This window comes from Streptomyces sp. NPDC058401, from assembly GCF_042722885.1.
GTDB lineage: Bacteria > Actinomycetota > Actinomycetes > Streptomycetales > Streptomycetaceae > Streptomyces.
In genome coordinates this window covers 8,920-31,863 of sequence record NZ_JBHXKA010000096.1, presented here as the reverse complement: position 1 = coordinate 31,863, position 22,944 = coordinate 8,920, and the positions used below count along the sequence as shown (strand labels likewise).

At 71.8% G+C, this 22,944-nt stretch carries 18 protein-coding genes; 13 read left to right on the top strand and 5 right to left on the bottom strand.

Annotation, left to right across the window (positions count from 1 at the left end; genetic code table 11):
• Positions 1 to 79: 79 nt before the first annotated feature.
• Positions 80 to 1,642, bottom strand: a complete 1,563-nt coding sequence (locus ACFWNV_RS28570; protein ID WP_383952562.1) for a S8 family serine peptidase — start codon at positions 1,640 to 1,642, stop codon at positions 80 to 82.
• Positions 1,643 to 1,856: 214 nt separating this feature from the next.
• Between ACFWNV_RS28570 and malX the strand changes: the two genes are divergently transcribed.
• The 5 genes from malX to ACFWNV_RS28545 all read left to right on the top strand — a co-directional run bounded on the left by malX (position 1,857) and on the right by ACFWNV_RS28545 (position 9,113).
• Complete coding sequence (malX, locus tag ACFWNV_RS28565; protein ID WP_383952560.1) at positions 1,857 to 3,488, top strand: maltose/glucose-specific PTS transporter subunit IIBC; 1,632 nt, start codon at positions 1,857 to 1,859, stop codon at positions 3,486 to 3,488.
• A gap of 3 nt (positions 3,489 to 3,491) precedes the next feature.
• A complete protein-coding gene (locus ACFWNV_RS28560) occupies positions 3,492 to 4,733 on the top strand; it encodes a MalY/PatB family protein (protein WP_383952558.1) in 1,242 nt (413 codons plus the stop codon).
• A 419-nt stretch (positions 4,734 to 5,152) separates the two neighbouring features.
• A complete protein-coding gene (locus ACFWNV_RS28555; RefSeq protein WP_383952556.1) occupies positions 5,153 to 6,052 on the top strand; it encodes a SigB/SigF/SigG family RNA polymerase sigma factor in 900 nt (299 codons plus the stop codon).
• Positions 6,053 to 6,234: 182 nt separating this feature from the next.
• Positions 6,235 to 7,308 (top strand): glycine betaine/L-proline ABC transporter ATP-binding protein, encoded by a 1,074-nt coding sequence (locus ACFWNV_RS28550; RefSeq protein WP_383952554.1) that lies wholly within the window; start codon positions 6,235 to 6,237, stop codon positions 7,306 to 7,308.
• A complete protein-coding gene (locus tag ACFWNV_RS28545) occupies positions 7,308 to 9,113 on the top strand; it encodes an ABC transporter permease/substrate binding protein (RefSeq protein WP_383952552.1) in 1,806 nt (601 codons plus the stop codon). The genes ACFWNV_RS28550 and ACFWNV_RS28545 overlap by 1 nt, the downstream gene beginning before the upstream one ends.
• A gap of 75 nt (positions 9,114 to 9,188) precedes the next feature.
• Here the strand turns inward: ACFWNV_RS28545 and ACFWNV_RS28540 are convergent, their stop codons facing one another.
• A complete protein-coding gene (locus ACFWNV_RS28540) occupies positions 9,189 to 11,390 on the bottom strand; it encodes an MMPL family transporter (RefSeq protein ID WP_383952550.1) in 2,202 nt (733 codons plus the stop codon).
• A gap of 203 nt (positions 11,391 to 11,593) precedes the next feature.
• Between ACFWNV_RS28540 and ACFWNV_RS28535 the strand changes: the two genes are divergently transcribed.
• The 3 genes from ACFWNV_RS28535 to ACFWNV_RS28525 all read left to right on the top strand — a co-directional run bounded on the left by ACFWNV_RS28535 (position 11,594) and on the right by ACFWNV_RS28525 (position 13,898).
• Positions 11,594 to 12,832 carry a sensor histidine kinase gene (locus ACFWNV_RS28535; protein WP_383952548.1) on the top strand — a complete coding sequence of 413 codons (1,239 nt, stop codon included), beginning with the start codon at positions 11,594 to 11,596 and terminating at the stop codon, positions 12,830 to 12,832.
• Positions 12,829 to 13,497 (top strand): response regulator, encoded by a 669-nt coding sequence (locus tag ACFWNV_RS28530; RefSeq protein WP_383952546.1) that lies wholly within the window; start codon positions 12,829 to 12,831, stop codon positions 13,495 to 13,497. Before ACFWNV_RS28535 ends, ACFWNV_RS28530 begins: the two co-directional genes overlap by 4 nt.
• A 152-nt stretch (positions 13,498 to 13,649) precedes the next feature.
• Positions 13,650 to 13,898, top strand: coding sequence for a hypothetical protein (locus tag ACFWNV_RS28525; RefSeq protein ID WP_383952544.1), 249 nt, complete (start codon positions 13,650 to 13,652; stop codon positions 13,896 to 13,898).
• On the opposite strand, the gene ACFWNV_RS28520 is transcribed toward ACFWNV_RS28525, so the two are convergent.
• Together ACFWNV_RS28520 and ACFWNV_RS28515 are read right to left on the bottom strand one after the other, a co-directional pair.
• Complete coding sequence (locus ACFWNV_RS28520; RefSeq protein WP_383952542.1) at positions 13,870 to 15,009, bottom strand: alpha/beta hydrolase; 1,140 nt, start codon at positions 15,007 to 15,009, stop codon at positions 13,870 to 13,872. The two genes, ACFWNV_RS28525 and ACFWNV_RS28520, sit on opposite strands and share 29 nt — an antisense overlap.
• A gap of 92 nt (positions 15,010 to 15,101) precedes the next feature.
• A complete protein-coding gene (locus ACFWNV_RS28515) occupies positions 15,102 to 15,827 on the bottom strand; it encodes a TetR/AcrR family transcriptional regulator (protein ID WP_383952540.1) in 726 nt (241 codons plus the stop codon).
• Positions 15,828 to 15,933: 106 nt separating this feature from the next.
• Here ACFWNV_RS28515 and ACFWNV_RS28510 point away from each other — a divergent pair, with 106 nt between their 5' ends.
• Positions 15,934 to 16,248, top strand: coding sequence for a putative quinol monooxygenase (locus tag ACFWNV_RS28510; RefSeq protein WP_383952538.1), 315 nt, complete (start codon positions 15,934 to 15,936; stop codon positions 16,246 to 16,248).
• Between the two features lie 47 nt (positions 16,249 to 16,295).
• Here ACFWNV_RS28510 and ACFWNV_RS28505 read toward each other — a convergent pair whose 3' ends face one another.
• Positions 16,296 to 17,630: a chloride channel protein gene (locus ACFWNV_RS28505; RefSeq protein WP_383952536.1), complete on the bottom strand. Its 1,335-nt coding sequence runs from the start codon at positions 17,628 to 17,630 to the stop codon at positions 16,296 to 16,298.
• A 235-nt stretch (positions 17,631 to 17,865) separates the two neighbouring features.
• Here ACFWNV_RS28505 and ACFWNV_RS28500 point away from each other — a divergent pair, with 235 nt between their 5' ends.
• The 4 genes from ACFWNV_RS28500 to ACFWNV_RS28485 form a co-directional block, all read left to right on the top strand.
• Complete coding sequence (locus ACFWNV_RS28500) at positions 17,866 to 21,066, top strand: TIM-barrel domain-containing protein (protein WP_383952534.1); 3,201 nt, start codon at positions 17,866 to 17,868, stop codon at positions 21,064 to 21,066.
• Positions 21,067 to 21,226: 160 nt separating this feature from the next.
• Complete coding sequence (locus ACFWNV_RS28495) at positions 21,227 to 22,177, top strand: aminoglycoside phosphotransferase family protein (RefSeq protein WP_383952532.1); 951 nt, start codon at positions 21,227 to 21,229, stop codon at positions 22,175 to 22,177.
• Between the two features lie 77 nt (positions 22,178 to 22,254).
• Positions 22,255 to 22,656 carry a hypothetical protein gene (locus tag ACFWNV_RS28490; protein ID WP_383952531.1) on the top strand — a complete coding sequence of 134 codons (402 nt, stop codon included), beginning with the start codon at positions 22,255 to 22,257 and terminating at the stop codon, positions 22,654 to 22,656.
• A gap of 143 nt (positions 22,657 to 22,799) precedes the next feature.
• Positions 22,800 to 22,944: LysR family transcriptional regulator (locus ACFWNV_RS28485; protein WP_383952569.1), on the top strand; the 145-nt coding region annotated here is incomplete at its 3' end.

Here is a 22,944-nt window from a genome sequence, read left to right as displayed (position 1 = left end):
GCTCCGGGGTCGTCGACCCCGGAGCGCACCGCCGCCCGGTCGTTCGTAACAGTCCGGCCGTTCGGAAGAGCCCGGCCGCTCAGAACCGCAGGGCCCACGCGTCCACGTATCCGGTGTTCCCGGCGAAGGCGTCGAACACGCGCAGCTTCCAGACCCCGTTGGCCGTCTCGGACGAGGCGTTCACCCCGTACATCCCGATGAGGTTCGTCTCGCCCCAGTCCGTGTACTCGTCCTTGATCGGGTACACCGTCCCGTCGGGCGCGATCAGGTCGATCCGCAGGGTCCCGGAGTCCGGGTGCTTGACGTACACCTCCACGTCCAGCTGGGCCGGCGCGGCGCCCGTCATCCCGCTGACCGTGATCGGGGCCTGGATGGTCTTGAGGTCCCCGACGTTGTAGTTCGTTTCGTTGGAGAAGCGCTTCACGGGCACCTTGTTCGGCACGTTCCCCATGTAGAGGGAGAGCACCGGGGAGCCCTTGCCGGGGGAGAGCACGGCGCCCGTGGTGGCCTTGGCCTTCAGGTAGGCCCCCACCTGGGCCGGGGTGTAGGTCGGGTGGAGGGCCAGGTAGACGGCCGCCGCGCCCGCCACGTGCGGGCTGGCCATCGAGGTGCCCGACATCACGGTGTCCCAGTCGTCACTCCAGTAGGCCGCCGAGGTGATGGAGTCGCCGGGGGCGAAGATGTCCACCAGCGGACCGAAGTTGGAGTACGTGGAGCGCGCGTCGTGGATGCTCAGCGCCCCGACGGTCAGTGCCTGGGAGACCCTGGCCGGCGAGTGCGTGGAGGCGTCCTTGTTCTGGTTGCCGGCGGCCACCGCGTAGGTGATCCCGGAGGCGATGGAGCCGCGGACGGCCGCGTCCAGCACGGTGTCCGGGTCCCCGCCCAGGCTCATGTTCGCGACGGCCGGCTTCACCGCGTTGCGCGTGACCCAGTCGATCCCGGCGACCACCTGCTCGGTCGTGCCCTCGCCGCCCGCGTCGAGGACCCGTACGGCCACCACCTTGGCCTTCTTGGCCACGCCGAAGGTCTTGCCCGCGACCGTTCCGGCCACGTGAGTGCCGTGCCCGTGCAGGTCGTCGGCCACGAGGTCGTCGTCGATCGCGTCGTAGCCGTACCTGGCGCGCCCGCCGAAGTCCTTGTGGCTGATGTTGACCCCGGTGTCGATGACGTAGGCGGTCACGCCCTGGCCGGCCGAAGTCGCGTAGCTGAAGGAGTCGTTCAGCGGCTGCCTGCGCTGGTCGATCCGGTCCAGGCCCCAGGACGGCGGGCTCGGCTGGGTGGAGTCGAGGCGCAGCTTCCGGTTCTGCGCGACCGTGGTCACGGCCGGGTCGGCGGCGAGCTTTCGCGCCTGCTTCTCCGTCATCTTGACGGAGAACCCGTTGACGGCCGAGTCGTACGTCCGGCCGACCGTGCCGCCGAACCGTGCGACCAGCGACCGGCCCTGGTCCGTACGGGATCCCGCGCGCGCCGGGTCGAGCAGGACGAGGTAGCTGTCGGCGACGGCACCGGGCGCCCCGGCGTAGAGGACTTCGCCCTCCGGTGGAGAGGCGGCGGAAGCCCCGGTGTCCACCCCGAGCGCGAGCGCCGAGGCGAGTGCGAACACGGCTCCGTACCGCCGCAGTAAATGCGATCGCATGATCATTGAATCGGACCCCCCTGAGTCGTCCGCTCAGAGTGCTGCGTTCACAAGCTCCGCACAAGAGGCCCGCACAAAGGCCCGCACGCACCCCCGCACAAGGGCCCGCGCGGGAGGAAACAGGCCGTGCCGATCGGGGACCTTCTCCTCTTAGCGCCATCCGTTTACAGAACGGAATCTTTATGTGAGACCCCTTCCGAATCCGGACGAAAGATCCACCATGAAGAAGACGAAGGCAGCACTCTGGGAATTCCTCCAGGGCCTGGGCAAGACGTTCATGCTGCCCGTGGCACTCCTCGCCTTCTGCGGCATCATGCTGGGCGTCGGCTCCTCGCTCTCCAGCCCGGCCGTCCTGCAGAACCTCTCCTTCCTGGACAACGAACCCCTCCAGCTGGCATTCACCTGGATGTCCACCACCGGACTGGTCGCCTTCAAGTTCCTTCCGGTCCTCTTCGCGATGGCGATTCCGCTCGGCCTCGCGCGGGAGGACAAGGGCGTCGCCGCCTTCTCCGGTTTCGTCGGCTTCGCCTCCATGAACCTCGCCGTCAACTTCTTCCTCACCACCCGCGGCGTGGACTTCGAGGACAAGGGCGAGATCGCGCACTACGGCATCGCCGACGTGCTCGGCGTGAAGTCCATCGACACCGGACTGCTCGGCGCGGTCGCCGTCGGTGTGATCGTGGCCCTGCTGCACAAGCGCTACCGCACCAAGCAGATGCCCGACGCACTCGCCTTCTTCGGCGGCCTGCGCTTCGTGCCGATCGTCTCCGCCCTGGCCATGAGCCTCGTCGGACTCCTCGTCCCGCTGGTGTGGCCCACCCTCGGCAGCTGGATCGCCTCCGTCGGCACGGGCATCGCGCACGCCGGAGTCTTCGGCCCCTTCTTCTTCGGCATGGGCGAGGTGCTGCTGCGCCCCATCGGCCTGCACCACATCCTCGTCGCCCTGTTCCGCTTCACCGACGCCGGCGGCGCCGGGGTGGTCTGCGGGGAGAACGTCAGCGGCGCCCTGAACCTCTTCTACGCGCAGCTCTCCTGCCCCACCCCCTCCGGTGCGGCGCACACCGCGACCCAGTTCCTGTCCCAGGGCAAGATGGCCGCGTACCTCGGCGGCCTGCCCGGCGCCGCGCTCGCCATGTACCACTGCGCCAAGCGCACCATGCGCCCGGAGATCAAGGCGCTGCTCATCTCCGGCGTCGTCGCCTGCGTGGTCGGCGGGGTCACCGAGCCGCTCGAATTCCTCTTCCTCTTCATCGCCCCGTGGCTGTACCTGATCCACGCGGTCCTGGTCGGCCTCGGCTTCCTGGTCTCCGCCGTCCTCGGCGTGTACATCGGCAACACCGACGGCAACGTCATCGACCTGCTGGTCTTCGGAGTCCTCCAGGGCACGACCACCAAGTGGTACCTGGTCCCGGTGATCGCCGCGATCTGGTTCGCCGTGTACTACTTCCTCTTCCGCTGGGCGATCACCAGGTTCAACCTGAAGACCCCCGGACGCGACGACGAGCCCTCGGACTCCGGGACGGCATCCGCCACCGGCGACGCCGCCACCGGTGACGCCGCCGCGGTCACCGCCGACGCGAACGCCCCGAAGGCCGAGCTGGTCGCCGGCAAGTACGACCCGGTCGCCATCCTCGAAGCCCTCGGCGGCCCGGCCAACATCCACGCCCTCGACAACTGCATCACCCGCCTGCGCATGACGGTCGGCGACGCCGCCCTGCTGGACGACGCCCGCCTGAAGAAGCTCGGAGCCATCGCCGTGGTCCGGCTCGACGACCACAACGTGCAGGTCATCATCGGTCCCCAGGTGCAGTCCCTGAAGGACGCCCTCGGCAAGCTCACCCCGGTCGGCTGAACCATGACGCAACCCGGCAAGCACTACGATTTCGACACCGCCATCGACCGGCACGGCACCTGGTGCACGCAGTGGGACTACGTCGAGGACCGCTTCGGGGCACCGGACCTGCTCCCCTTCACGATCTCCGACATGGACTTCGAGTCCGCCCCCGAGGTGCTCGCCGCCCTGCGCGGCCGCCTGGAGCACGGGGTCCTCGGCTACTCCCGCTGGCGTCACGCGGACTTCCTCGAAGCGGTCCGGCACTGGTACGCCGGCCGCTACGACACCGCGATCGCCGCGGACCGCATCGCCTACGCCCCCGCCGTCCTCTACCAGCTCGGCCGGATCCTGGACCTGTGGTCCTCGCCCGGCGACGGGGTCGTCGTCCACACCCCGGCCTACGACGCCTTCCCGCGCCTGCTCGCGGCCCGCGGCCGGGAGATGCGCGGCGTCCCGCTCCACGACGAGGACGCCCTGGAAAGGGAGTTGGCCCGCCCCGACACCACCGTCCTGCTGCTCTGCTCCCCGCACAACCCGACCGGCCACGTATGGAGCGCGGCCGAGCTGGAGCGGATGGCGGAACTGTGCGCACGCCACGGGGTCGCGGTGATCAGTGACGAGATTCACTCCGATCTCGCGCACGCCCCCCACCGGCACCGCCCCTGGGCGCTGCACGGCCGCCCCGGCACCCGCTGGGCCATCGTGACCTCCGCGTCGAAGTCCTTCAACATTCCGGCGCTGACCGGCAGTTACGGCATCTTCGGCGATACGGAGTCCTGCGAGCGCTACCTCACCCTCCTGAAGGACGCCGACGGACTGTCCTCCCCGGCGGTCCTCTCCGTGGCCGGACACATCGCCGCCTACCGCGAGGGCGGAGCCTGGCTCGACGCGCTCAACGCCTACGTGGCCGAGAACCTGGACCTGGTGCGGGAGCGGCTCGCACAGGCCTTCCCGGCCCTCGACTGGCAGCCCCCGAAGGCCGGCTACCTCGCCTGGATCGATCTCCGGCCCCTCGCGGTTCCCGACGAAGCGCTCCAACGTGAGCTGATTCATACCGAGAAGGTGGCGATCATGCCGGGAACCGCCTACGGGCCCGAAGGCGCGGGCTTCGTACGCCTCAACGTGGGCTGCCCGCGCTCCAAGGCGGAAGCCGGCATCGACGCCTTGATCCGGGCGCTCCGCGCGACCTCCGGCACCCCTGCCGCAGCCACCGCCGGAGCCCCTCCGGGCGCCGGCACCGGGCGGGCCACCGAAGGGAATTGACCTGTCGGCCGAGGGGAGTGGGGCCGGACGGCCGATGTGCGAACGGAACGGAACCCTGCCGCAAATACGGCCGGTCCCCGGCCGGTTGATCTCGGCGGAAGGGAACTGGGGAACGGATCCGGAACCGGCTAGGGTGTACGCCCATCAAGGTCATGCGCCGCAAGCCGACCAGCCCAAGGAGCGACCCCGTGCCGAAGCCCGCCCCGTTCTCCCATACCGCCGGCCCCCTTTCCGGCCCCCTTTCCGGCCCCCTTTCCGGTCCCCTTTCCGGTCCCCGCACCGGCTCCCTTCCCGGCCTGCCCGGGGCCCTTCCCAGCGCCCTTCCCGGCTCCCTTCCCGGTCCCCGCAAGGGTCCCCGCCCCGGCCCCTGCGCCGGCAGACCCCAGGCCCCCGCCGCCGGCGCGGAGCCCGCCGCCACCGTGCTCCCGCCCCGGATCGCGGAGCCCCGCGAGGTGGCCCCCGCTGACGCGCGCGAGCTGACGAGGCTCTTCTTCCGCCGGCTCCACGAGCTCGACGAGGGCACCCCCGAGTACCGGTACGTCCGCGAGACCCTCATCGAGATGAACATCTCGCTCGTCCGGTTCGCGATGCGCCCCTTCCGCGGCCGCGGAGACGGAGGCGACCTCGAAGACCTGCTCCAGGTCGGCACCATAGGCCTGATCAAGGCCATCGACCGGTTCGACCCGGCCCGCGAGGTGGAGTTCGCCTCCCTCGCCATGCCGTACATCACCGGGGAGATCAAGCGCCACTTCCGCGACACCAGTTGGGCGGTCCGCGTACCGCGACGGCTCCAGGAGCTGCGGATCGACCTTGCCAAGGCGAAGGAGGAGCTGACCGGGCTCCTCGACCACCCGCCGACGGTCGCCGACCTCGCCGCGCACCTCTCCCTCACCGAGGAAGAGGTCATCGAGGGGCTCGTCGCCGCCAACGGCCACACCAGCGGCTCCCTCGACGCCCCCGGATCCGAGCGGACCGACGGCGGCACCGAGGGCCACAGCCTCGCCGAGACGATGGGCGCCGAGGAACCGGCGCTGGAGCTCGTCGAGGACATCCAGACCCTGGCTCCGCTGCTGGAACGCCTCAGCGAGCGCGAACGCCGCATGCTGTCGATGCGCTTCGGCGAGGAGCTCACCCAGGCCCAGATCGGCGCCGCCCTCGGCCTCTCGCAGATGCAGGTCTCGCGCCTCCTGACCCGGGTGCTCGCGCATCTGCGGGCCTCGATGCTCGCCGACCCGGAACGGTCCGGCGCCCCGTCCCCGCAGCAAGCGGAATCCGCTTGCGCGGGCGCAGCCGCGGCTCCGAGTGGCGACGCAGCGTAAGTGACATGACTCACTTCGCTGTTTGCAGAGGTTAAGTACGGGCAGGAGCGCTGCTGGAGCGGACCCGTCCGCCGGCCGACAGCGGCCGGAGCGCGGGTGACGGGCGGATCCCGTCGCGCTCCACGGCCCGCCGGCCGCACGCACGCCGGTGGGTCGTCTCCGGTACGACCCTTGAGGTGTATGTGTCCACGCTCATAGCCGAGCATGTGTACAAGGTGTTCGGTAAAGGACCCGACAACGGCGCGGCCGTCGCGAAGGCGGTCAGCGCGCTCGAAAGCGGCGCGACCGACCGCGACGAGCTGCGCGCCGAGGGAACGACGGCAGCGGTGATCGACGCCTCGTTCCGCGTCGAGCCCGGCCAGATCTTCGTCGTCATGGGTCTGTCGGGCTCGGGCAAGTCCACCTTGCTGCGCATGCTCAACGGCCTGCTGGAGCCGACCGCGGGCCGGATCCTCTTCGACGGAGAGGACCTCACCGCCCTCTCGCCGGCCGACATGCGCCGCGTACGCTCCACCAAGATCAGCATGGTCTTCCAGCACTTCGCCCTGTTCCCGCACCGCAACGTGCTGGAGAACGCGGGCTACGGCCTTGAGGTCCAGGGCGTCCCCCGGGCCGAGCGCGAAGGGCGGGCCGCCGAAGCGCTGGCCCTCTGCGGGCTCGGCGGCTGGGAGAAGTCCTGGCCCGACGAGCTGTCCGGCGGCATGCAGCAGCGCGTCGGCCTCGCCCGCGCCCTGGCCACCGACGCCGACCTGTTGCTGATGGACGAGTCCTTCAGCGCGCTCGACCCGCTGATCCGCCGCGACATGCAGGACCAGCTGCTCGAACTCCAGCGGAGCCTGGGCAAGACCATCGTCTTCATCACCCACGACCTCAACGAGGCCATGCGGCTCGGCGACTCCATCGCCGTCATGCGCGACGGCCGCATCGTCCAGCAGGGCACGGCCGAGGACATCCTCACCCGCCCCGCCGACGAGTACGTCGCCTCCTTCATCCAGGACGTGGACCGCTCGCGGGTGCTGACGGCCGACGCCGTCATGACCGGGGACCCCGGCGGCCGCCCGGACTGCGACTGCCCCACCGTCTCCGCCGGCACCCCGCTCGCCGACGTGTGCGCCGTCAGCGCCCGCGTCCCGCACGACGTCGCCGTCACCGCCGAGGACGGCACCGTCGTCGGCTCCGTCCCGCAGGGCCGCCTAGTCGCCTTCATCGGCGACGAGCGACGCGACGCACTGGAGTGCGTGGAGGTGGCCGCCTGATGCCCCGCCTGAACCTCGGATCCTGGGTCGACAGCGGTGTCGACTTCCTCCAGAGCCACCTGTCCTGGCTGTTCGAGGCCATCGCCTCGCTCGTCACCGGGCTCTACGACGGCATCGAAGCCGTCCTGAACGCGCCGAACCCCCTGCTGCTGGCCGGCATCCTCGCCGTCGCCGCCTGGTGGCTGCGCGGTCTGCTCGCCGCCGTGCTGGCCTTCGCCGGTTTCGCCCTGATCGACTCCGTCGCCCTGTGGCCCGACGCCATGTCCACGCTCGCGCTGGTCCTGGTCGCCACCCTGGTCACGCTGGTCTTCGCGATCCCGCTGGGCATCTGGGCCTCGCGCTCCGACAAGGTCAGCGCCGCCCTGAAGCCCGTCCTGGACTTCATGCAGACCATGCCGGCCATGGTCTACCTCATCCCCGGCATCATCTTCTTCGGGGTCGGCGTGGTGCCCGGCATCATCGCCACCATCATCTTCTCGCTGGCGCCCGGCGTCCGGATGACCGAGCTCGGCATCCGCCAGGTCGACGCGGAACTCGTCGAAGCCGCCGACGCCTTCGGCACCACCCCGCGCGACACCCTCGTACGGGTCCAGCTCCCGCTGGCGCTGCCCACCATCATGGCGGGCATCAACCAGGTCATCATGCTCGGCCTGTCCATGGTGGTCATCGCCGGCATGGTCGGCGGCGGCGGCCTCGGCGGCGCCGTCTACCGGGCCATCGGCAGCGTGGACATCGGCCTCGGCTTCGAGGCCGGCATCTCCATCGTCATCCTCGCCATGTACCTGGACCGGATGACCGGGGCCCTGGGCCGCCAGGTCTCCCCGCTCGGCCGCCGCGCCCTCGCCAAGGCGCGCTCCGCCGCCACCGGCACCGCCAAGGTGTGGAGCCACCGCCCGCAGCCCGTCTTCGCCGTGGCCTCGGCCCTGGTGCTGGCCCTGGTCGCCGGCGGCCTCGGAGTCTTCGGCGACTCCGGCAAGTCGCAGGTCAACGCGGCCGGCGGGGCCGGTGTCGAGAACATCGGCAAGGGCCGCAAGCTCAGCATCGGCTACATCCCGTGGGACGAGGGCATCGCCTCCACCTTCCTCTGGAAGGAGCTCCTGGAGCGCCGCGGCTACCAGGTCGACGCCCGCCAGCTGGAGCTCGGCGCGCTCTACACCGGCCTCGCGGGAGGCCAGGTCGACTTCCAGACCGACGCCTGGCTCCCCTCCACCCAGGCCGAGTACTGGAAGAAGTACGGGAACAAGCTCGACGACCTCGGCTCCTGGTTCGGCCCCACCTCGATCGAGCTGGCCGTCCCCTCCTACGTCAAGGACGTCAAGACCCTCGCCGACCTGAAGGGCAAGGCGGGGCAGTTCAAGGGCCGGATCATCGGCATCGAGCCCAGCGCCGGCGCCATGGGCCTCCTCAAGGACAAGGTGCTGCCGCAGTACGGGCTCGACGGCGAGTACAAGGTCGTCGACGGATCCACCCCGGGCATGCTCGCCGAACTCAAGCGGGCCTACGAGAAGAAGGAGCCCGTCGCGGTCGTCCTCTGGTCCCCGCACTGGGCGTACGCCTCCTACGAGCTGACGAAGCTCGCGGACCCGCAGGCCGCCTGGGGCAAGGGCGACGGCATCCACAACGTCGCCCGCAAGGACTTCGCGGCCGACGAGCCGAAGGTCGCCGCGTGGCTGAAGTCCTTCAAGCTGACGGAGGCCCAGCTCACCGGCCTGGAGGCCAAGATCCAGGAGTCGGGCAAGGGCAAGGAGCAGGAGGCCGTCCGCGCCTGGCTGGCCGAGCACCCCGAGGTCGACAAGCTGGCCTGACGAACGGGGGCCGGTGCGGCGCAGACAGTCCTACGGGGCTCCGCGCACCGGCCCCCGCCCACGGCCCGGGGCGCCTCAGCCGGCCGTGACCGGTTCGGGCGCCGGCTTCGCCACCGGCTCCCGCGCGGGACCGGACCCGGACCCCACCGGCCACCACAGGGAACGGCCCAGCAGCGAGGCCAGGGCCGGCACCAGCACGATCGACAGCACGAACGCGGAGAGCAGGATCCCGAGGCCCGTGGCGAAGCCGATCTGCCGGGTCGCGGAGCCCTGACTCGCGGCAAGGCTCCCGAAGGAGAACGCCAGGACCAGGCCCGCGGTCGCGATGGCGGCCGCCGTGTGGCGCACGGCCCGGGCCACGGCCGCGCGGGCCGGGCCGGGCCGGTCCATCTCCTCCCTGATCCGGTCGGTGATCAGGATGTTGTAGTCGGTGCCCAGCGCGACCACGAACAGGAACAGCACCAGCGGCAGCGAGAAGTCCACGCCCGGCCCGTCCGCGAGGTGCTGGAACACCAGGGTCGAGGCGCCCAGCGTGGCCGCGAAGCCCAGCCCCACCGCGAGCATCAGGACCACCGGCGCCAGCAGGCTGCGCAGCAGCAGGAACAGGATCAGCGCGATCAGCGCCGCCGCCACCGGGAAGACCACCTTCAAGTCCTTGTCCACCGCCGACGCGATGTCGGAGAAGACCGCCGCCGTACCGCCGACATGTGCCTCGGTACCGTGGGGCCGGTGCGCGGCCACCGCCTCCCGCAGCGGTCCGGAGACCAGGTCGCGGGCCTCCTGTCCGTGTGGATCGGCGGTCGGGAACACGTCGATGCGGGCCGCCCGGCGGTCCTCGCTCAGCACCGTCGGTGCCACCTGGCCCACCCCGCCGACCGAAGCCAGCGCGCGGGAGAGTCCGCCGAGGCGCTCGGCCGTCAGCGTGCTCCCGTCGGAGGCGGTCACGAACACGGCGGCCGGATCCGACACCCCGGCGGGCAGCGCGCGGGCGATCTCGGCCGCGGTCAGCGCCGAGGCCGTGTGCTCCCCGCCCGCGCGGCTCTGCCCGTAGTCCATCCGCATCCCCATCAGCCCCGCGGCCAGCGCCCCGAGCAGACCCACCGAAGCGAGCACCATGGTCAGCGGGCGTCGGGCCACCAGATCGCCGGTCCGCGCGGCCACGCCCGCGACGGGCTCCCGCTCCAGCGCCCGCGAGGGCCAGAACAGCCTGCGCCCGCTGACGGCGAGCACGGCCGGCATCAGGGTCAGGCTACCGAGCAGCATGACCAGAACGGCCACGGCTATCGCCGGTCCCAGCACCCTGAACTGGCCGAACGTCGCCACCCCCAGGGTGGAGAACGCGGCGATGATGGTCAGCGCCGCACACGTGATCGCCGTACCGACCCTCCCGGCGACCTCCGCCGCCGCGGCCCTGCCGTTCTGCCCGGGGTACCGGCGCAGCTGCTCGCGGAAGCGGAACAGCAGGAAGAGGAAGTAGTCGATGCCGATGCCCACCAGCACCACACCGATCAGCTGCGGGGTGGACGTGTCGAGTGCGGTCCCCGACAGCAGCGCGGCGCCGACCACCACCCCGGCCGCGGCTCCGCCGATGACGGTGACGACGAGCAGCGGCAGGAACGCCGCCAGGAGACTGCGGAACACCAGGACGTGCAGCAGCACGATCACCGCCGTCATGAGGGCGCCGACGATCTTCGACCGGGTCTCTCCCGCCTCGGTGGTGTCCGCGGCGTCCGCCAGTCCGCCGGTGAACCCGGTCCGCAGGCCCGCGTCGGCGAACCCGCCCCGGGCCTGGTCCCGGAAGGCCCGGTAGAGGTCCTGCATCCCGGGGTCCGTCGGGTTGCCGGTCAGCACGGCCGTCAGCAGCCGGAAACTCCGGTCGGGCGCCGTCAGGGCGGGACTGACCACGGGCTGTTGGGAGTGGTCCTGGCGGAAGGGCAGGTCGTCCTTCGACCGGGGCATGGAGACCGGCTGCCGGTTCAGCCGCGCGGCCTGCGCGTCGATCCGCCGCTCGTCGTCGGCGGTCAGCGCCGCACCGTCGGCCCGGGCCACCAGCACGGTCAGCGGGTTGGTTCCGGGGTCGGCCCCGAAATGCTCCTCGGCGACCTTCAGTGCGGCGGCGGAATCGTAGGAGCCGGGCAGGAACGCGCCGGTGCTCGCCTGCGTGGCGCGGAAGACGAGAGCCTGGCCCATGATCGTCAGGGCGATGCCCAGCACCGCCCACAGGGCGATGACCTTCCAGGGGCTTCGGGTGGCGAAGCCGGTCAGGGCGCGGATCAAGAGGTCCTCCGTAAGGGGGCGGCGACCGGGTTTTCCCGGACGTCCTCAAGCCCATCACCGGCCGTGCCCCGGAACATCGGGTCCGGGGAGGAACCCGACCCGGGACCAGGGGCCGGCCCGGCCCGCGGACCAGGACCAGGGTCCTGGTCGGCACTCCCCCCGAGGGGCCGACGTGCGCGGTGGACCCCGGGAGAGAATGGATCATGCTCATACGCACCACCGCCGGGCCGGCCGCGCGCCCGGCCACCCGGGCCGCCACCCGGACCCGGGCCTTCGACTGGACCCGCGCCCTCGACTGGACGAGGAACGACGCGCTCGTGGCCATCGGGACCGCGGCCGTGGACCTGTTCGGCTACTCGCTCGGGAGCACGGACCTGGGCCGGCCCCCGAGCGTCCACGCGTTCGTCCTCCTGGTGCTCGCGGCGCTCTGCCTGCTCGCCCGCCGCACCCACCCCGTGGCCGTGCTCACCGCCGTGCTGGCCCTCGACACGGCCCTGATCCTGACGACCTCGCTGTCCCCCTTCACCGCCGGACTCGCCGTCGCCCTGTACTCGGTGGGCAGGCTCCGCGGTCCGGCGGTCGCCGCGGTGGCGGCCGTGGCAGCCGTGCCGTTGCCGCTGGCCACCCTGAGCGGCAGTTGGACCGTGGCCGGCCGGGGCATGCTCAGCAACGCGGTCGCCGCCGTTCTCGCCGTCGGCGCGGGCGTCCTGACGGGGCGCTGGCAGCGCGAGACCGAGGCCAACCGCACCCTGCTCGCCGAACGGGCGGTGGCCGAGGAGCGCCGCCGCATCGCCCGCGAACTGCACGACATCGTGGCCCACCACATCACCACCATGCAGCTGATGGCCGGCGGAGCGCGGGCCAACCTGGCGCACGATCCGGAGGCGGCCCGCGGGGCCCTGGTCACCCTGGAGGGGTCCGGGCGGATGGCGCTGCGCGAGATGCGGCAGCTGCTCGACGTGCTGCGGGCGGGAGACGAACCGGACCGCACCCCGCCGGCCCCGCAGCCCGGAACCGGCGACCTGGACCGGATCGTCGCCGAAGCACGGCTGGGCGGCCTGGAGACCGGGTTCACCGTGGACGGGCCGGTCCGCCCGCTGCCCCCGGCCCTCGGGCTGACGGTGTTCCGCATCGTGCAGGAGGCGCTGACCAACACCCGCAAGCACGCCGGGCGGGCCCGGGCCCACGTACGGCTGACGTATCGCCCGTACGAGGTGAGGGTGGAGGTCCGCGACGACGGGGCGGGGGACCGGACGGTGCCTTCGCGGACGGCTCCCGGTTCCGGCTACGGTCTGATCGGAATGCGCGAACGGGTCGCCCTGCAGGGCGGCACCCTGGAGGCGGCCGCCCTGGACGGCGGCGGATTCCGGGTGGCGGCGCGCCTGCCGGCGCCGCCCGGTCCGGACGCGCCGGGGGGAGAGGGAGAGGAAGAACGCGGATGATCCGTGTGCTCATTGCCGACGACCAGCCGCTCGTGCGCAGGGGCCTGGCGCTGATCCTGGCCCCCGAGCCGGAGTTCGAGGTCGTCGGCGAGGCCGGGGACGGCGCCGAGGCGGTCGCCCTCGCGCAGCGGCTGCGGCCCGACGTGGTCGTCATGGACATCCGCATGCCGGTCCTGGACGGGGTCGGCGCCACCGGGGAACTGTCCGGGCTGCTGCCGCAGTGCCGGGTCCTGGCGCTGAGCACCTTCGACATGGACGAGTACGTGGTCGCCGCCCTGCGGGCCGGAGCCTACGGGTTCCTGCCCAAGGACGTCTCCCCGGAGGAGCTGACCGCGGCGATCCGCACCGTGCACACCGGTGAGGCCGCGGTGGCGCCGCGCCTGCTGACCCGGCTGATCTCCACGTACGTATGCGCCCCCGTGCGGCCCGCCGGACGGACGGCCGCAGTCCCGGCCGGACTCACCCCGCGGGAGCGGGAGATCTGGCAGCTGCTGGCCACCGGACTCGACAACGCGGAGATCGCCGCGGAACTGGACATCAGCGTCTCCACGGTCAAGAACCACATCACCGGCATCTTCGGCAAGCTAGGCGTCCGCGACCGGGCCCAGGCGGTCATCGCCGCGTACGAATCGGGGCTGGTGGAGGCCGCCGGCGGGCCGCGCTGAGCGCCAAGTCCCGGGGGAGCGGCGGGAGGTGCCCGGGCAGACACTTCTGACCTGCCGGAACCCCGCCGGAACACTGGAGGATTCACCCGTGCGCCGAGGGGCAGGTCCATGGCACAGTGCGATCAGCCCAACCGCACGACCAGGGAGTCTCCATGAGCGATCCGCACTCCACGCAGCTCGCGGCCGCCCCGAGCCTGATGGGCCCGACGGGTCAGGCGAGTCCGCTGCCGTGCTGCCCGGTGTGCGAGGACGCCCCGGAACGCATCTCCTGGCGTCAGCGTCCGGGGCAGCCGGTGGTTCTGGTCTTCGAGCCCTGCGGGCACCGGCACGGCTCACCGGCGGCGCCGGTCCTGGCCGTGAACCCGCCGCCCGTCACGGGCTGGGGACGGGCCCTCGCATGAGCTTGCTGACCCACTGGATGAGCCCGCCGTCGTACATGCCGGGGGCGTAGGTGTAGGCGTCGTGGCCGCCGCCCTCGTCCACGTGGAACATCGTCTTCACGGGCCCCTTGCCGTAGTCCTTGATGAACTTTTCGATCGGGGGCCGGTTCTGGACGTCGCTGCCCTTGGTGCCGACCTGGAAGGCGAGGTCCACCTCGGGACCGCCCCGGTCGATCAGCTTCTGCGCCAGCTCGGGCGGGCTGTTCTCCGCCTTCTCCTGGGGGTGGCCGTTCCACAGCCGGGAATCGGGGACGATGTCGGGCCCGCCGGCGATCACGGCGCGGAACTGGTCGGGCTTCTGCAGCACCGCCTTGAGCCCGGCGAACCCGCCGGAGGAGCTGCCCATGAAGGCCCAGCCGTCGCGCGACTTGATCGTACGGAACGTCGCGCGGACCAGGTCGGGGACGTCCTCGGTGAGCCAGGTGCCCATCTTCGGCTGGCCGGGGATGTCGCTGCCGTCCCAGTACAGTCCGTCCTTGTCCGAGCCCGGGTTCAGCACGGGCATGGCGAGGATGAAGGGGAGGCTGGCGCCCTCCTTGGACCACTTGGAGATGTCGGCCTCCAGCTTGAGGTTGCTCCCGCTCCAGTAGTTCTCGTTGAAGCCGGGCCCGCCGGGCAGCGCGATCATCACGGGGAAGCCGCTGTGCGCGTACTTCGGGTCGTGGTACTGCGGCGGCAGCCAGAGCCAGACCTTGCCGGTGAAGTGGGACTTCTTCCCGGCGAGGGTGGTCACCATCACCTTGCTGCCGTCCTCCGGGATGGTGCCGGACACCTTCAGCTCGGGCGCCGGTCCGGTGGGCATCAGGGTCAGCGGGTCGCCCGACGCGTCACCGGCCTTCCCCTGGGCCGTGGTGCGGGGCTCGTCGAGGTGCACGGTGTCGCCGGTGTCGTCGAACGGGTCGAGGTGGATCACCACCCCGGCGGCCAACCCGCACACGGTGACCAGCGGGACGGCCACCCCGAGCCACCGCCGCCACCGGGGCGGCCGGTCGCCGGAGTCCCAGGCCCCACCGGTGTGCCCCTGGACCCGGCCGTGTCCGTGCTGCGCCTCCCGGCGCGTGCCGTGCTTCATCGTGCGTGACTCCTGAGCCCTGTACGGAGGCGGCCGCTGCGGCTGCCGGTGTGTGAGAGCGCACGACGAAAGGAGCGGTTCGCCACCAAAGGTTATGAAAAGGGCAAAGAGCCGGTCACGCCCGCGATGATGAGGTCGATCCCGGCGAGGAACTGCACGCGGTCGTCGTGTTCGAGTCCCTGGTCCGCGAGCGCCCGGATGAAGGGGTAGTCCTCGGGACTGAGCTCCTTCCACGACTGCGCCACGGTGTCGAAGTAGGCGCTGCGGTCGGCTTCCGGGCCGAGGCTGCGGGCCCGCATCCGGTTCGCGGCGTTCTGGCCGGCGGCGCCGAGGATGTAGTGCACCAGCGCGGACGTCGCGGTGAACCAGCTGCTCGCGGGCACGTCCAGCGCGTACACCTGCCGTCCGATGGTCTCGAGGACCCGGAGCGCCACCGGGCCGGAGGGCTGGTGGGAGAGCTGGGCGGCGAGTTGGTCCGCGAGCCACGGATGCGCCTCGACGGCGTCGAAGAGGCCGAGGGCCACGGCGTGGATCTCTCGCGCTGGTCCGCCCGGCCCGCCCGGCCCGCCCGGCCCGTCCGGTCCGTCGGCGAGGGCGGTGGTGACGGCGTGCTCGGTCGCCGCGGCCAGCAGTTCGCCCTTGCCGGCCACGTGCCAGTAGATGGCCCCGGGGCCGGTGGCCAGGCGTTCGCTCAGGGCCCGGAAGGTCAGCCCGCTCTCGCCCGCCTGATCCAGCAGGTCGACGGCGGCCTCGACGATCCGCTCACGGGAGAGGGCGTCGGTGCGCCGCTCGGGCTTCTTGCGCGTCGGTGGTGTCACCCGTCCATTTTGACATGGATGGAATGCCGTTCCAGACTGTCTCTGGAACGGCGTTCCATACCGATGGGCGTCGACAGGCGACCCACGTGAAACAGCAGGAGGAACCATGGCACTGCAGGACCAGCCCGCGTACCTGATCAAGATGCGAGCCAAGCCCGGACTCGGCGACAAGCTCTTCGAGCTGGCCACGGCCGGGATGGAGAAGTCGGGGTCCTCGGACCGCTTCATCATCGCCCGCGAGGACGCCGACCCCGACGTGCTGTGGAACATGGAGGTGTTCCGGAGCCGCGAGGCGAAGGACGCCTACGAGAACAGCCCCCTGGCGGACGAACTCCGCGACGAGATCATCGGCCTGCTCGCCGAGCCGCCGGTGCGGATCGAAGTCCACCCGTACTCCGCCCTGCCCGCGGGCCCGGCCTGAGCGGACCGGCTTGAGCGGACCGGGGCGCGGCGCGGCCGCCCCCGGGCTCAGGCGTCGGCGGGAGCGGGCTGGAGGTGGGCCGGGTCCGCGGGCCGCTGGTGGTCGATCAGGGCCGAGGCCAGCAGCGCGGTGACCGCGGAGAGCACGAGCAGCGGCATCAGGGTGGGTGCCTCCTTGCCCAGTAGGGCGGCGGCCAGGACCACGCCGGTCACCGGGAGTCGGGTACCGGCCACCCCGGCCGCGCAGATGCCGGCCGCCAGGGCGGGGCCCATGCCGAATCCGGGAAGGCTGCCGAAGGCGACGCCGATCGCCGCCCCGATCATGATGGACGGGAAGATGGGGCCACCCCGGAGGCTGCCCAGGGCGATGCCCCAGCCGATCAGTTTGAAGAGGGCGAGGGCCACCAGTGCGCCCACGCCCCAGGCCGTGGGCTCGGCGGCCAGCTGGCCGACGGTGTTCTGCCCGGACAGGGCCACCTCTTCGGGGGAGCGTCCGGTGATCAGCGCGTAGGCGGTGACGCAGAGGCCGACGGCCACCGCGCACAGGACGATCCGCTGCGCGGAGGTGCCCACCCAGCCGTGGACGCGCAGGCCCGCCGACTTGCCCAGGGCGACGAGTACGCCGATCAGGGCGGCCATGGGGATGCCCCACAGGAAGTCGCCCGCGTCGGGCAGGCCCGCGGCGGGTTCCTGGGGCAGGGTCAGCGCGCCGATGCCGAGGCCGGTCCAGTGCCCGAAGCCGGTGAAGACCAGGGCTCCGACCCCGCTGGCGACCAGGGCGGGCAGGATCAGTACGAGGAGCCGCGTGCCCCCGGCCACCAGGGCGGCTCCCTCCAGCACCATCACCACCGGGATCAGCGGGCTGCCGAAGATCGTGCTGATGGCGGCGGTGGATCCGGCCATGCCGAGCACCGTGGCCAGCTCGGGTTCGGTCGCGCGCTTGGCGGCGCGGATGCTGAGCAGGGCGAGGCCGCTGCCGATCGCCATCAGGGGAGCCTCGGGACCGAGCATCACACCGAGGGGCAGGCAGGCCAGCGCGGCCAGGATCACGCTCACGGTCTCGTTGGGCATCGTCGGCGGGCCGCCGAAGCCGTAGGCCGGGACGTGTCCGCCGGCGCCGGTCATCCGCGTGATGATCGGCGCGGCCAGCAGCCCGGCGAGGGTGAGCGTGGGCAGCCCCCACCACCACGGGGGGCGGGAGTAGCCGAGCAGGTCGGGGGCCGTGTGCCAGACCCAGTGCTGGAGTTCGTGTTCGAGGCTGACGAAGCCGAAGGCGAACAGGGAGACCGGGATGCCGATGAGCGCCGAGAGGACGAGCAGTCGCAGGGTCCCGGGGGCGAGGAGGATCTGACGGAGCGATGCGGGCGGTTTCGCCTGTTCCATGAGCGCCGGGCCCTCCAGAAAAGTCCGTAGTTCGTCCCAGGGTCGCGGCGAAGGGCGGGCCGTGCAGGGCGGGTGGGCCATACGAGTGAAGGAGCGTCAGGGTTCCACTTGTTCAAAGATGCTCGTTGACCAGCCATTCCAATCATCTTCCTTCAAATGGGGCCTCCGGACCGCTATGTTGCCCGGTGCATGCCAAAAGGTGTGTCCGCAGCCGGACCGCACGAGGAGCCGCCCCATGAGACTCATCAGCATCCGCAGACGCCCACGGCGGCGGCGCGCCCCGGTGGCCGCGCTGCTCGCCGCGACCCTCGCCGCGACCGGTCTGGCCGCCGCCGGCACCCTCTCCTCCCCGGCCTCGGCGGCCGCCTCGGCACCGGCCCCCGCCACGGCGGGCAACGCCACCGGCCTCACCCAGTCCGGGAACACCTTCACCATCGCAACCGCCGGCGGGGCCAAGGTCCGGGTGGTCGTCGCCCGCGCCGACATCTTCCGGCTCTGGCTCTCGCCCGACGGCGCCTTCACCAACGACCCGGCCGGCACCGACCTCGCCCCCACCACCGACTTCGGCCCCGTGAGCGCCGCCTGGACCGACGCGGGCAGTTATTACAAGATCACCACCGGCTCCCTGACCATCCGGGCCAACAAGACCCCGCTGCAGTTCTCCGTCTACCGCGCCGACAACTCCACCCTCGTCTGGCAGGAGACCCAGCCCACCTCCTGGACCAGCAGCCAGACCACCCAGTACCTCGCGCGCGGAGCCGACGAGCAGTTCTACGGAACGGGCCTGCGCCTGGGCGAATGGGCCCTGCGCGGCAAGACCGTCCCGATCGCGGTCGACAACAAGTGGCGCGAGAACACCAACGCCAGCCCCGCGCCCTTCTACGTGTCGACCAACAACTACGGCGTGATGCGCAACACCTGGGCCCCGGGCTCGTACGGCTTCAACGCGCCCACCGCCCTCACGCACGACGAGAAGCGCTTCGACGCCTGGTACTTCACCGGAGACTCCCTCAAGACCGTCCTCGACGCCTACACCGACGTCAGCGGCAAACCCTTCATGGCTCCGGCCTGGGGCTTCGAACTCGGCAACGCCGACTGCTTCAACGCCTCCAACCCGGCCTACCAGGGCGACCACAACCGGCTCCGCCACCAGACCACCCCGGACGTCGTCGGCTACGCCACGGACGCCCGCGCCGCGGACATGCCCTCGGGCTGGTTCCTGCCCAACGACGGCTACGGCTGCGGCTACACCGCGCCGCTGAAGTCCACGGTCGACGCGCTGAAGGCCAAGGGCTTCCAGACCGGACTGTGGACCTCGACCGGCCTCGGCGGCATCAACGACGAAGTGGGGATCGCCGGTTCGCGCGGCGTGAAGACCGACGTCGCCTGGATCGGCGGCGGTTACAAAACGGCGTTCTCCGGCGTCCAACAGGCCGTCGACGGCATAGAGAAGAACTCCGACGCCCGCCGCTACGTCTGGACCGTCGACGGCTGGGCCGGCACCCAGCGCAACGCCGTCGTCTGGACCGGTGACACCAGCGGCACCTGGGACGACATGCGCTGGCACGTCCCCGCCATCGCCGGCGCCGGCCTCTCCGGCCTCAACTACGCCTCCGGCGACGTCGACGGGATCTTCGCCGGCAGTCCCAAGACGTACGCCCGCGACCTCCAGTGGAAGGCCTTCACCCCGGCCTTCATGACCATGTCCGGCTGGGGCGCGACCGGTCCGTCCGCCGGCTACCAGGACAAGCAGCCCTGGCGGTTCGCGGAGCCGTACCTCTCGATCAACCGCAAGTACCTCCAGCTGAAGATGCGGCTCATGCCGTACCTGTACACGATGAGCCGCACCGCCCACGAGACCGGCGTCCCCAGCACCCGTGCGATGGTCCTGGAGTACCCCGAAGACCCGGTGGCGCGCGGCAACCTGACCAGCGGCCAGTTCATGGCCGGGGACTCCTTCCTCGTCGCGCCCGTGGTCTCCGACACCTCCGTGCGCGACGGCATCTACCTCCCGGCCGGCACGTGGACGGACTACTGGACGGGCAAGACCTACGCCGGACCGGGCTGGCTCAACGGCTACCAGGCCCCGCTCGACACCCTGCCCCTCTTCGTCAAGGGCGGCGCCATCGTCCCGATGTGGCCGCAGATGAACTACACGGGGGAGAAGCCCGTCTCCACCCTCACCTACGACATCCACCCGCGCGGCGCCACCTCCTTCAGCCTCTACGAGGACGACGGCATCACCCGCGCCCACCAGACGGGCGCCTTCGCCCGCCAGCAGGTCGACGTCACCGCCCCCGCCTCCGGCTCCGGCACGGTCACCGTGTCCGTCTCCGCCCCGACGGGCAGCTACACCGGCAAACCGGCCTCGCGGGGCTACGAGTTCAGCCTCCACGTGGCCACCGCCCCCACCGCCCTCACCGTGGACAACGCCGCCCTCACCCGGCTCACCAGCAAGGCCGCCTACGACGCCGCGGCCACGGGCTGGTTCTTCGACGCCACCGACCGAGGCGGAATCCTGTGGACCAAGACGGGTACGAAGGCGGCCGCCTTCAGCGTCTCGGCCACCGGCACCTCCGTCCCGGCCGCCGACCCCATCCCGGTCACCTCCAGCCCCGTCCCGCAGGCGGCATGGACCCTGGTCTCCGCCGACAGCCAGGAGACCAGCGGCGAGAACGGCGCCGCCCGCAACGCCTTCGACGGGAACTCCGCGACTCTCTGGCACACCGCCTGGTCCGGCTCCGCGGCCGCCCCGCTCCCGCACGAGATCCAGATCGACCTCGGCGCCCGCTACACGGCCGACGGACTCGGCTACCTGCCCCGCCAGGACGGCGGGGTCAACGGCCGGATCGGCTCCTACGAGGTGTACGTCTCGGACACCACCACCGACTGGGGATCCCCGGTGGCCACCGGCACCTTCGCCGACACCGCGGCCCTCAAACCGGTCGCCCTGTCCGCGAAAGCGGGCCGGTACCTCCGCCTCAAGGCACTGACCGAGGCCGGCGGCCGGGGCCCCTGGACCAGCGCCGCCGAGATCACCCTCACCGGCCGGGCGACCCCGCTGCCCGCGGCCGCCACCCTGGTCAACGGAGCCTCGGCCACCTGCATCGACCTCCCGGGCAGCGCCACCACCCCCGGCACCCAGCCCACCCTCTACAGCTGCCACGGCGGCCCCAACCAGCGCTGGACCCTTCAGGGCGACGGCCGGCTCACCGGCCTCGGCGGAGTCTGCCTGGACGCCGCCACCGCCACCGCCGTCGCGATCCAGACCTGCAACGGCAGCTCCGGCCAGACCTGGCAGACCGGCCCGGACGGCAGCCTGCGCAACTCCGGCCAGTGCCTGACCCCGGCCGGCTCCGCCACGGCCAACGGCACCAGACTCACCCGGGTCGCGTGCGCCACGACCGCGGCCCAGCGCTGGACGTTCACCCCGTGACCCCGGGGGCTCGCCCCTGAGGTTCCCGGCATCCCGATGAGAACCGCCCGACACCCCCCACCGAGCCCGGTCCGGCATCCAGCCGGGCCGGGCTCCGGCGTGCCGGAGCAGGGCAGTTACCGTGGAGGCCGCGATCCTCGGACCTTTCAGGAAGGCGCTCATGCCCGCCGGAAAAATGCACGCCGACGAACCCGACATCGACACCGCCCTCGTGCGCGGGCTGATCGCGGGTCAGTTCCCGCAGTGGGCGGGGCTGTCCGTCGAGCGGGTCGACTCCGCCGGCACGTCCAACGCCATGTACCGGCTGGGCACCGACCTGGTCGTACGCCTTCCCCGTACGCCGGGCGCGGCCGGCGACGTGGCCATGGAACACGTTTGGCTGCCCCGCCTCGCCCCGGGCCTGCCCGCCGCCATCCCCGTCCCCCTCGGCATGGGGCGGCCCGCCGGGGGCTACCCCTGGTCCTGGTCCGTCTTCGGCTGGGTCCCCGGCGAGAATCCGGTGCCCGGCCGGATCGCGGAGCCGGACCTCCTGGCCGAGGACCTGGGGGAGTTCGTCGCCGCCCTGCACCGGGCCGAACCGGCGGGCGCCCCGGCCTCCTACCGCAGCGAGACCCTGGCCGCCCGGGACGCCGCAACCCGTACCGCGATCGCGGAACTGGGCGCGAGCGGTGATGCAGGGCCGGACCCGGCGGCGGTGACCGCCCTGTGGGAGGAAGCCCTGCGGGCCGAGCCCTGGTCCGGGCCGCCGGTCTGGATCCACGCCGACCTGCAACCGGGGAACCTGCTCCTCGCGGACGGACGGCTCGCCGCCGTCATCGACTTCGGCTGCGCCGGTCTCGGCGAACCCGCCGTCGACCTGATCGCGGCCTGGTACGTCCTCCCGGCCGCCGCCCGCCCCGCCTTCCGGGCGGCCCTGGACGCGGACGACGCGATGTGGGCGCGCTCCCGCGGCTGGGCCCTGTCGATCGCCCTCATGGAACTGAACTACTACAAGGAGACCAACCCCGTCATGGCGGCCATCGCCCGCCACGTCATCGGCGAACTCCTCGCCGCGGCCCCACGGCCTCACGGCCCGAATGACCGGAACGCGCACGGGACCGGGCGCGAATGACGGGAACGCGCACGATCCGACCGGACGGTCGGCCGGGGTATGGATCGTTGTCGGTGCCGGTTGCGAGCATGGACGGCATGACGCCTTTCCTTCTGACCGACATCGACCGCGCCGTCCGCAGCAGCTGGAGCGCGATGACGTGCACGCCCGAGTACCGCGACCGGTGGACCAGGGAGAACCCGGCCCGCGACCAGTGCGGGGTCACCGCCCTCGTCCTCAACGACCTGCTGGGCGGCGAGCTGATCCGCGGCGAGGTCCTCGTCGACGGCGAGCGCGTGGACTACCACTGGTGGAACCGCCTCGGCCTCGGCATAGAGATCGACCTCACCCGGGAGCAGTTCGCGCCGGAGGAGAAGATCACCGAGGGGACCGTCGTCCCCCGGCCCCCGGACAGTGAACTGCGCCGCCTGCGCACGGAGTACGAGCTCCTGCGCGACGCGGTGACGGCGAAGCTCGCCCGGCCGGCAGTCACCGCCTGACGGCAGCGGGTCGGCACCCGGTCCCGCCCGCGCGACGGCGGAACCGGGTTGCCGCCCTGGGCCGTGAACCGATCGTCGGACAGCCGGACATCCAAGTCAATCCTCCGGATTTCTGGCAACCCCCAAGGGATAGCTTGGGAGTTGTGACCCTCGATGATCTCCGCGTCTTCGTCGCCGTCTGCCGGGCCGGCAGCCTCAGCGCCGTCGCCCGCGACCTCGGCCGCACCCAGGTCGTCTCTTTCGGATCTTGTCGGCCCGGCCAGATCCGCAAGAGACGGCCTAGTCCGC

Bases quoted from the DNA above. Each gene is read 5' to 3' on its own strand.
- ACFWNV_RS28570 (WP_383952562.1), bottom strand. From the start codon at position 1,642: ATGATCATGCGATCGCATTTACTGCGGCGGTACGGAGCCGTGTTCGCA.
- malX (WP_383952560.1), top strand. From the start codon at position 1,857: ATGAAGAAGACGAAGGCAGCACTCTGGGAATTCCTCCAGGGCCTGGGC.
- ACFWNV_RS28560 (WP_383952558.1), top strand. From the start codon at position 3,492: ATGACGCAACCCGGCAAGCACTACGATTTCGACACCGCCATCGACCGG.
- ACFWNV_RS28545 (WP_383952552.1), top strand. From the start codon at position 7,308: ATGCCCCGCCTGAACCTCGGATCCTGGGTCGACAGCGGTGTCGACTTC.
- ACFWNV_RS28535 (WP_383952548.1), top strand. From the start codon at position 11,594: ATGCTCATACGCACCACCGCCGGGCCGGCCGCGCGCCCGGCCACCCGG.
- ACFWNV_RS28530 (WP_383952546.1), top strand. From the start codon at position 12,829: ATGATCCGTGTGCTCATTGCCGACGACCAGCCGCTCGTGCGCAGGGGC.
- ACFWNV_RS28525 (WP_383952544.1), top strand. From the start codon at position 13,650: ATGAGCGATCCGCACTCCACGCAGCTCGCGGCCGCCCCGAGCCTGATG.
- ACFWNV_RS28520 (WP_383952542.1), bottom strand. From the start codon at position 15,009: ATGAAGCACGGCACGCGCCGGGAGGCGCAGCACGGACACGGCCGGGTC.
- ACFWNV_RS28510 (WP_383952538.1), top strand. From the start codon at position 15,934: ATGGCACTGCAGGACCAGCCCGCGTACCTGATCAAGATGCGAGCCAAG.
- ACFWNV_RS28505 (WP_383952536.1), bottom strand. From the start codon at position 17,630: ATGGAACAGGCGAAACCGCCCGCATCGCTCCGTCAGATCCTCCTCGCC.
- ACFWNV_RS28500 (WP_383952534.1), top strand. From the start codon at position 17,866: ATGAGACTCATCAGCATCCGCAGACGCCCACGGCGGCGGCGCGCCCCG.
- ACFWNV_RS28495 (WP_383952532.1), top strand. From the start codon at position 21,227: ATGCCCGCCGGAAAAATGCACGCCGACGAACCCGACATCGACACCGCC.
- ACFWNV_RS28490 (WP_383952531.1), top strand. From the start codon at position 22,255: ATGACGCCTTTCCTTCTGACCGACATCGACCGCGCCGTCCGCAGCAGC.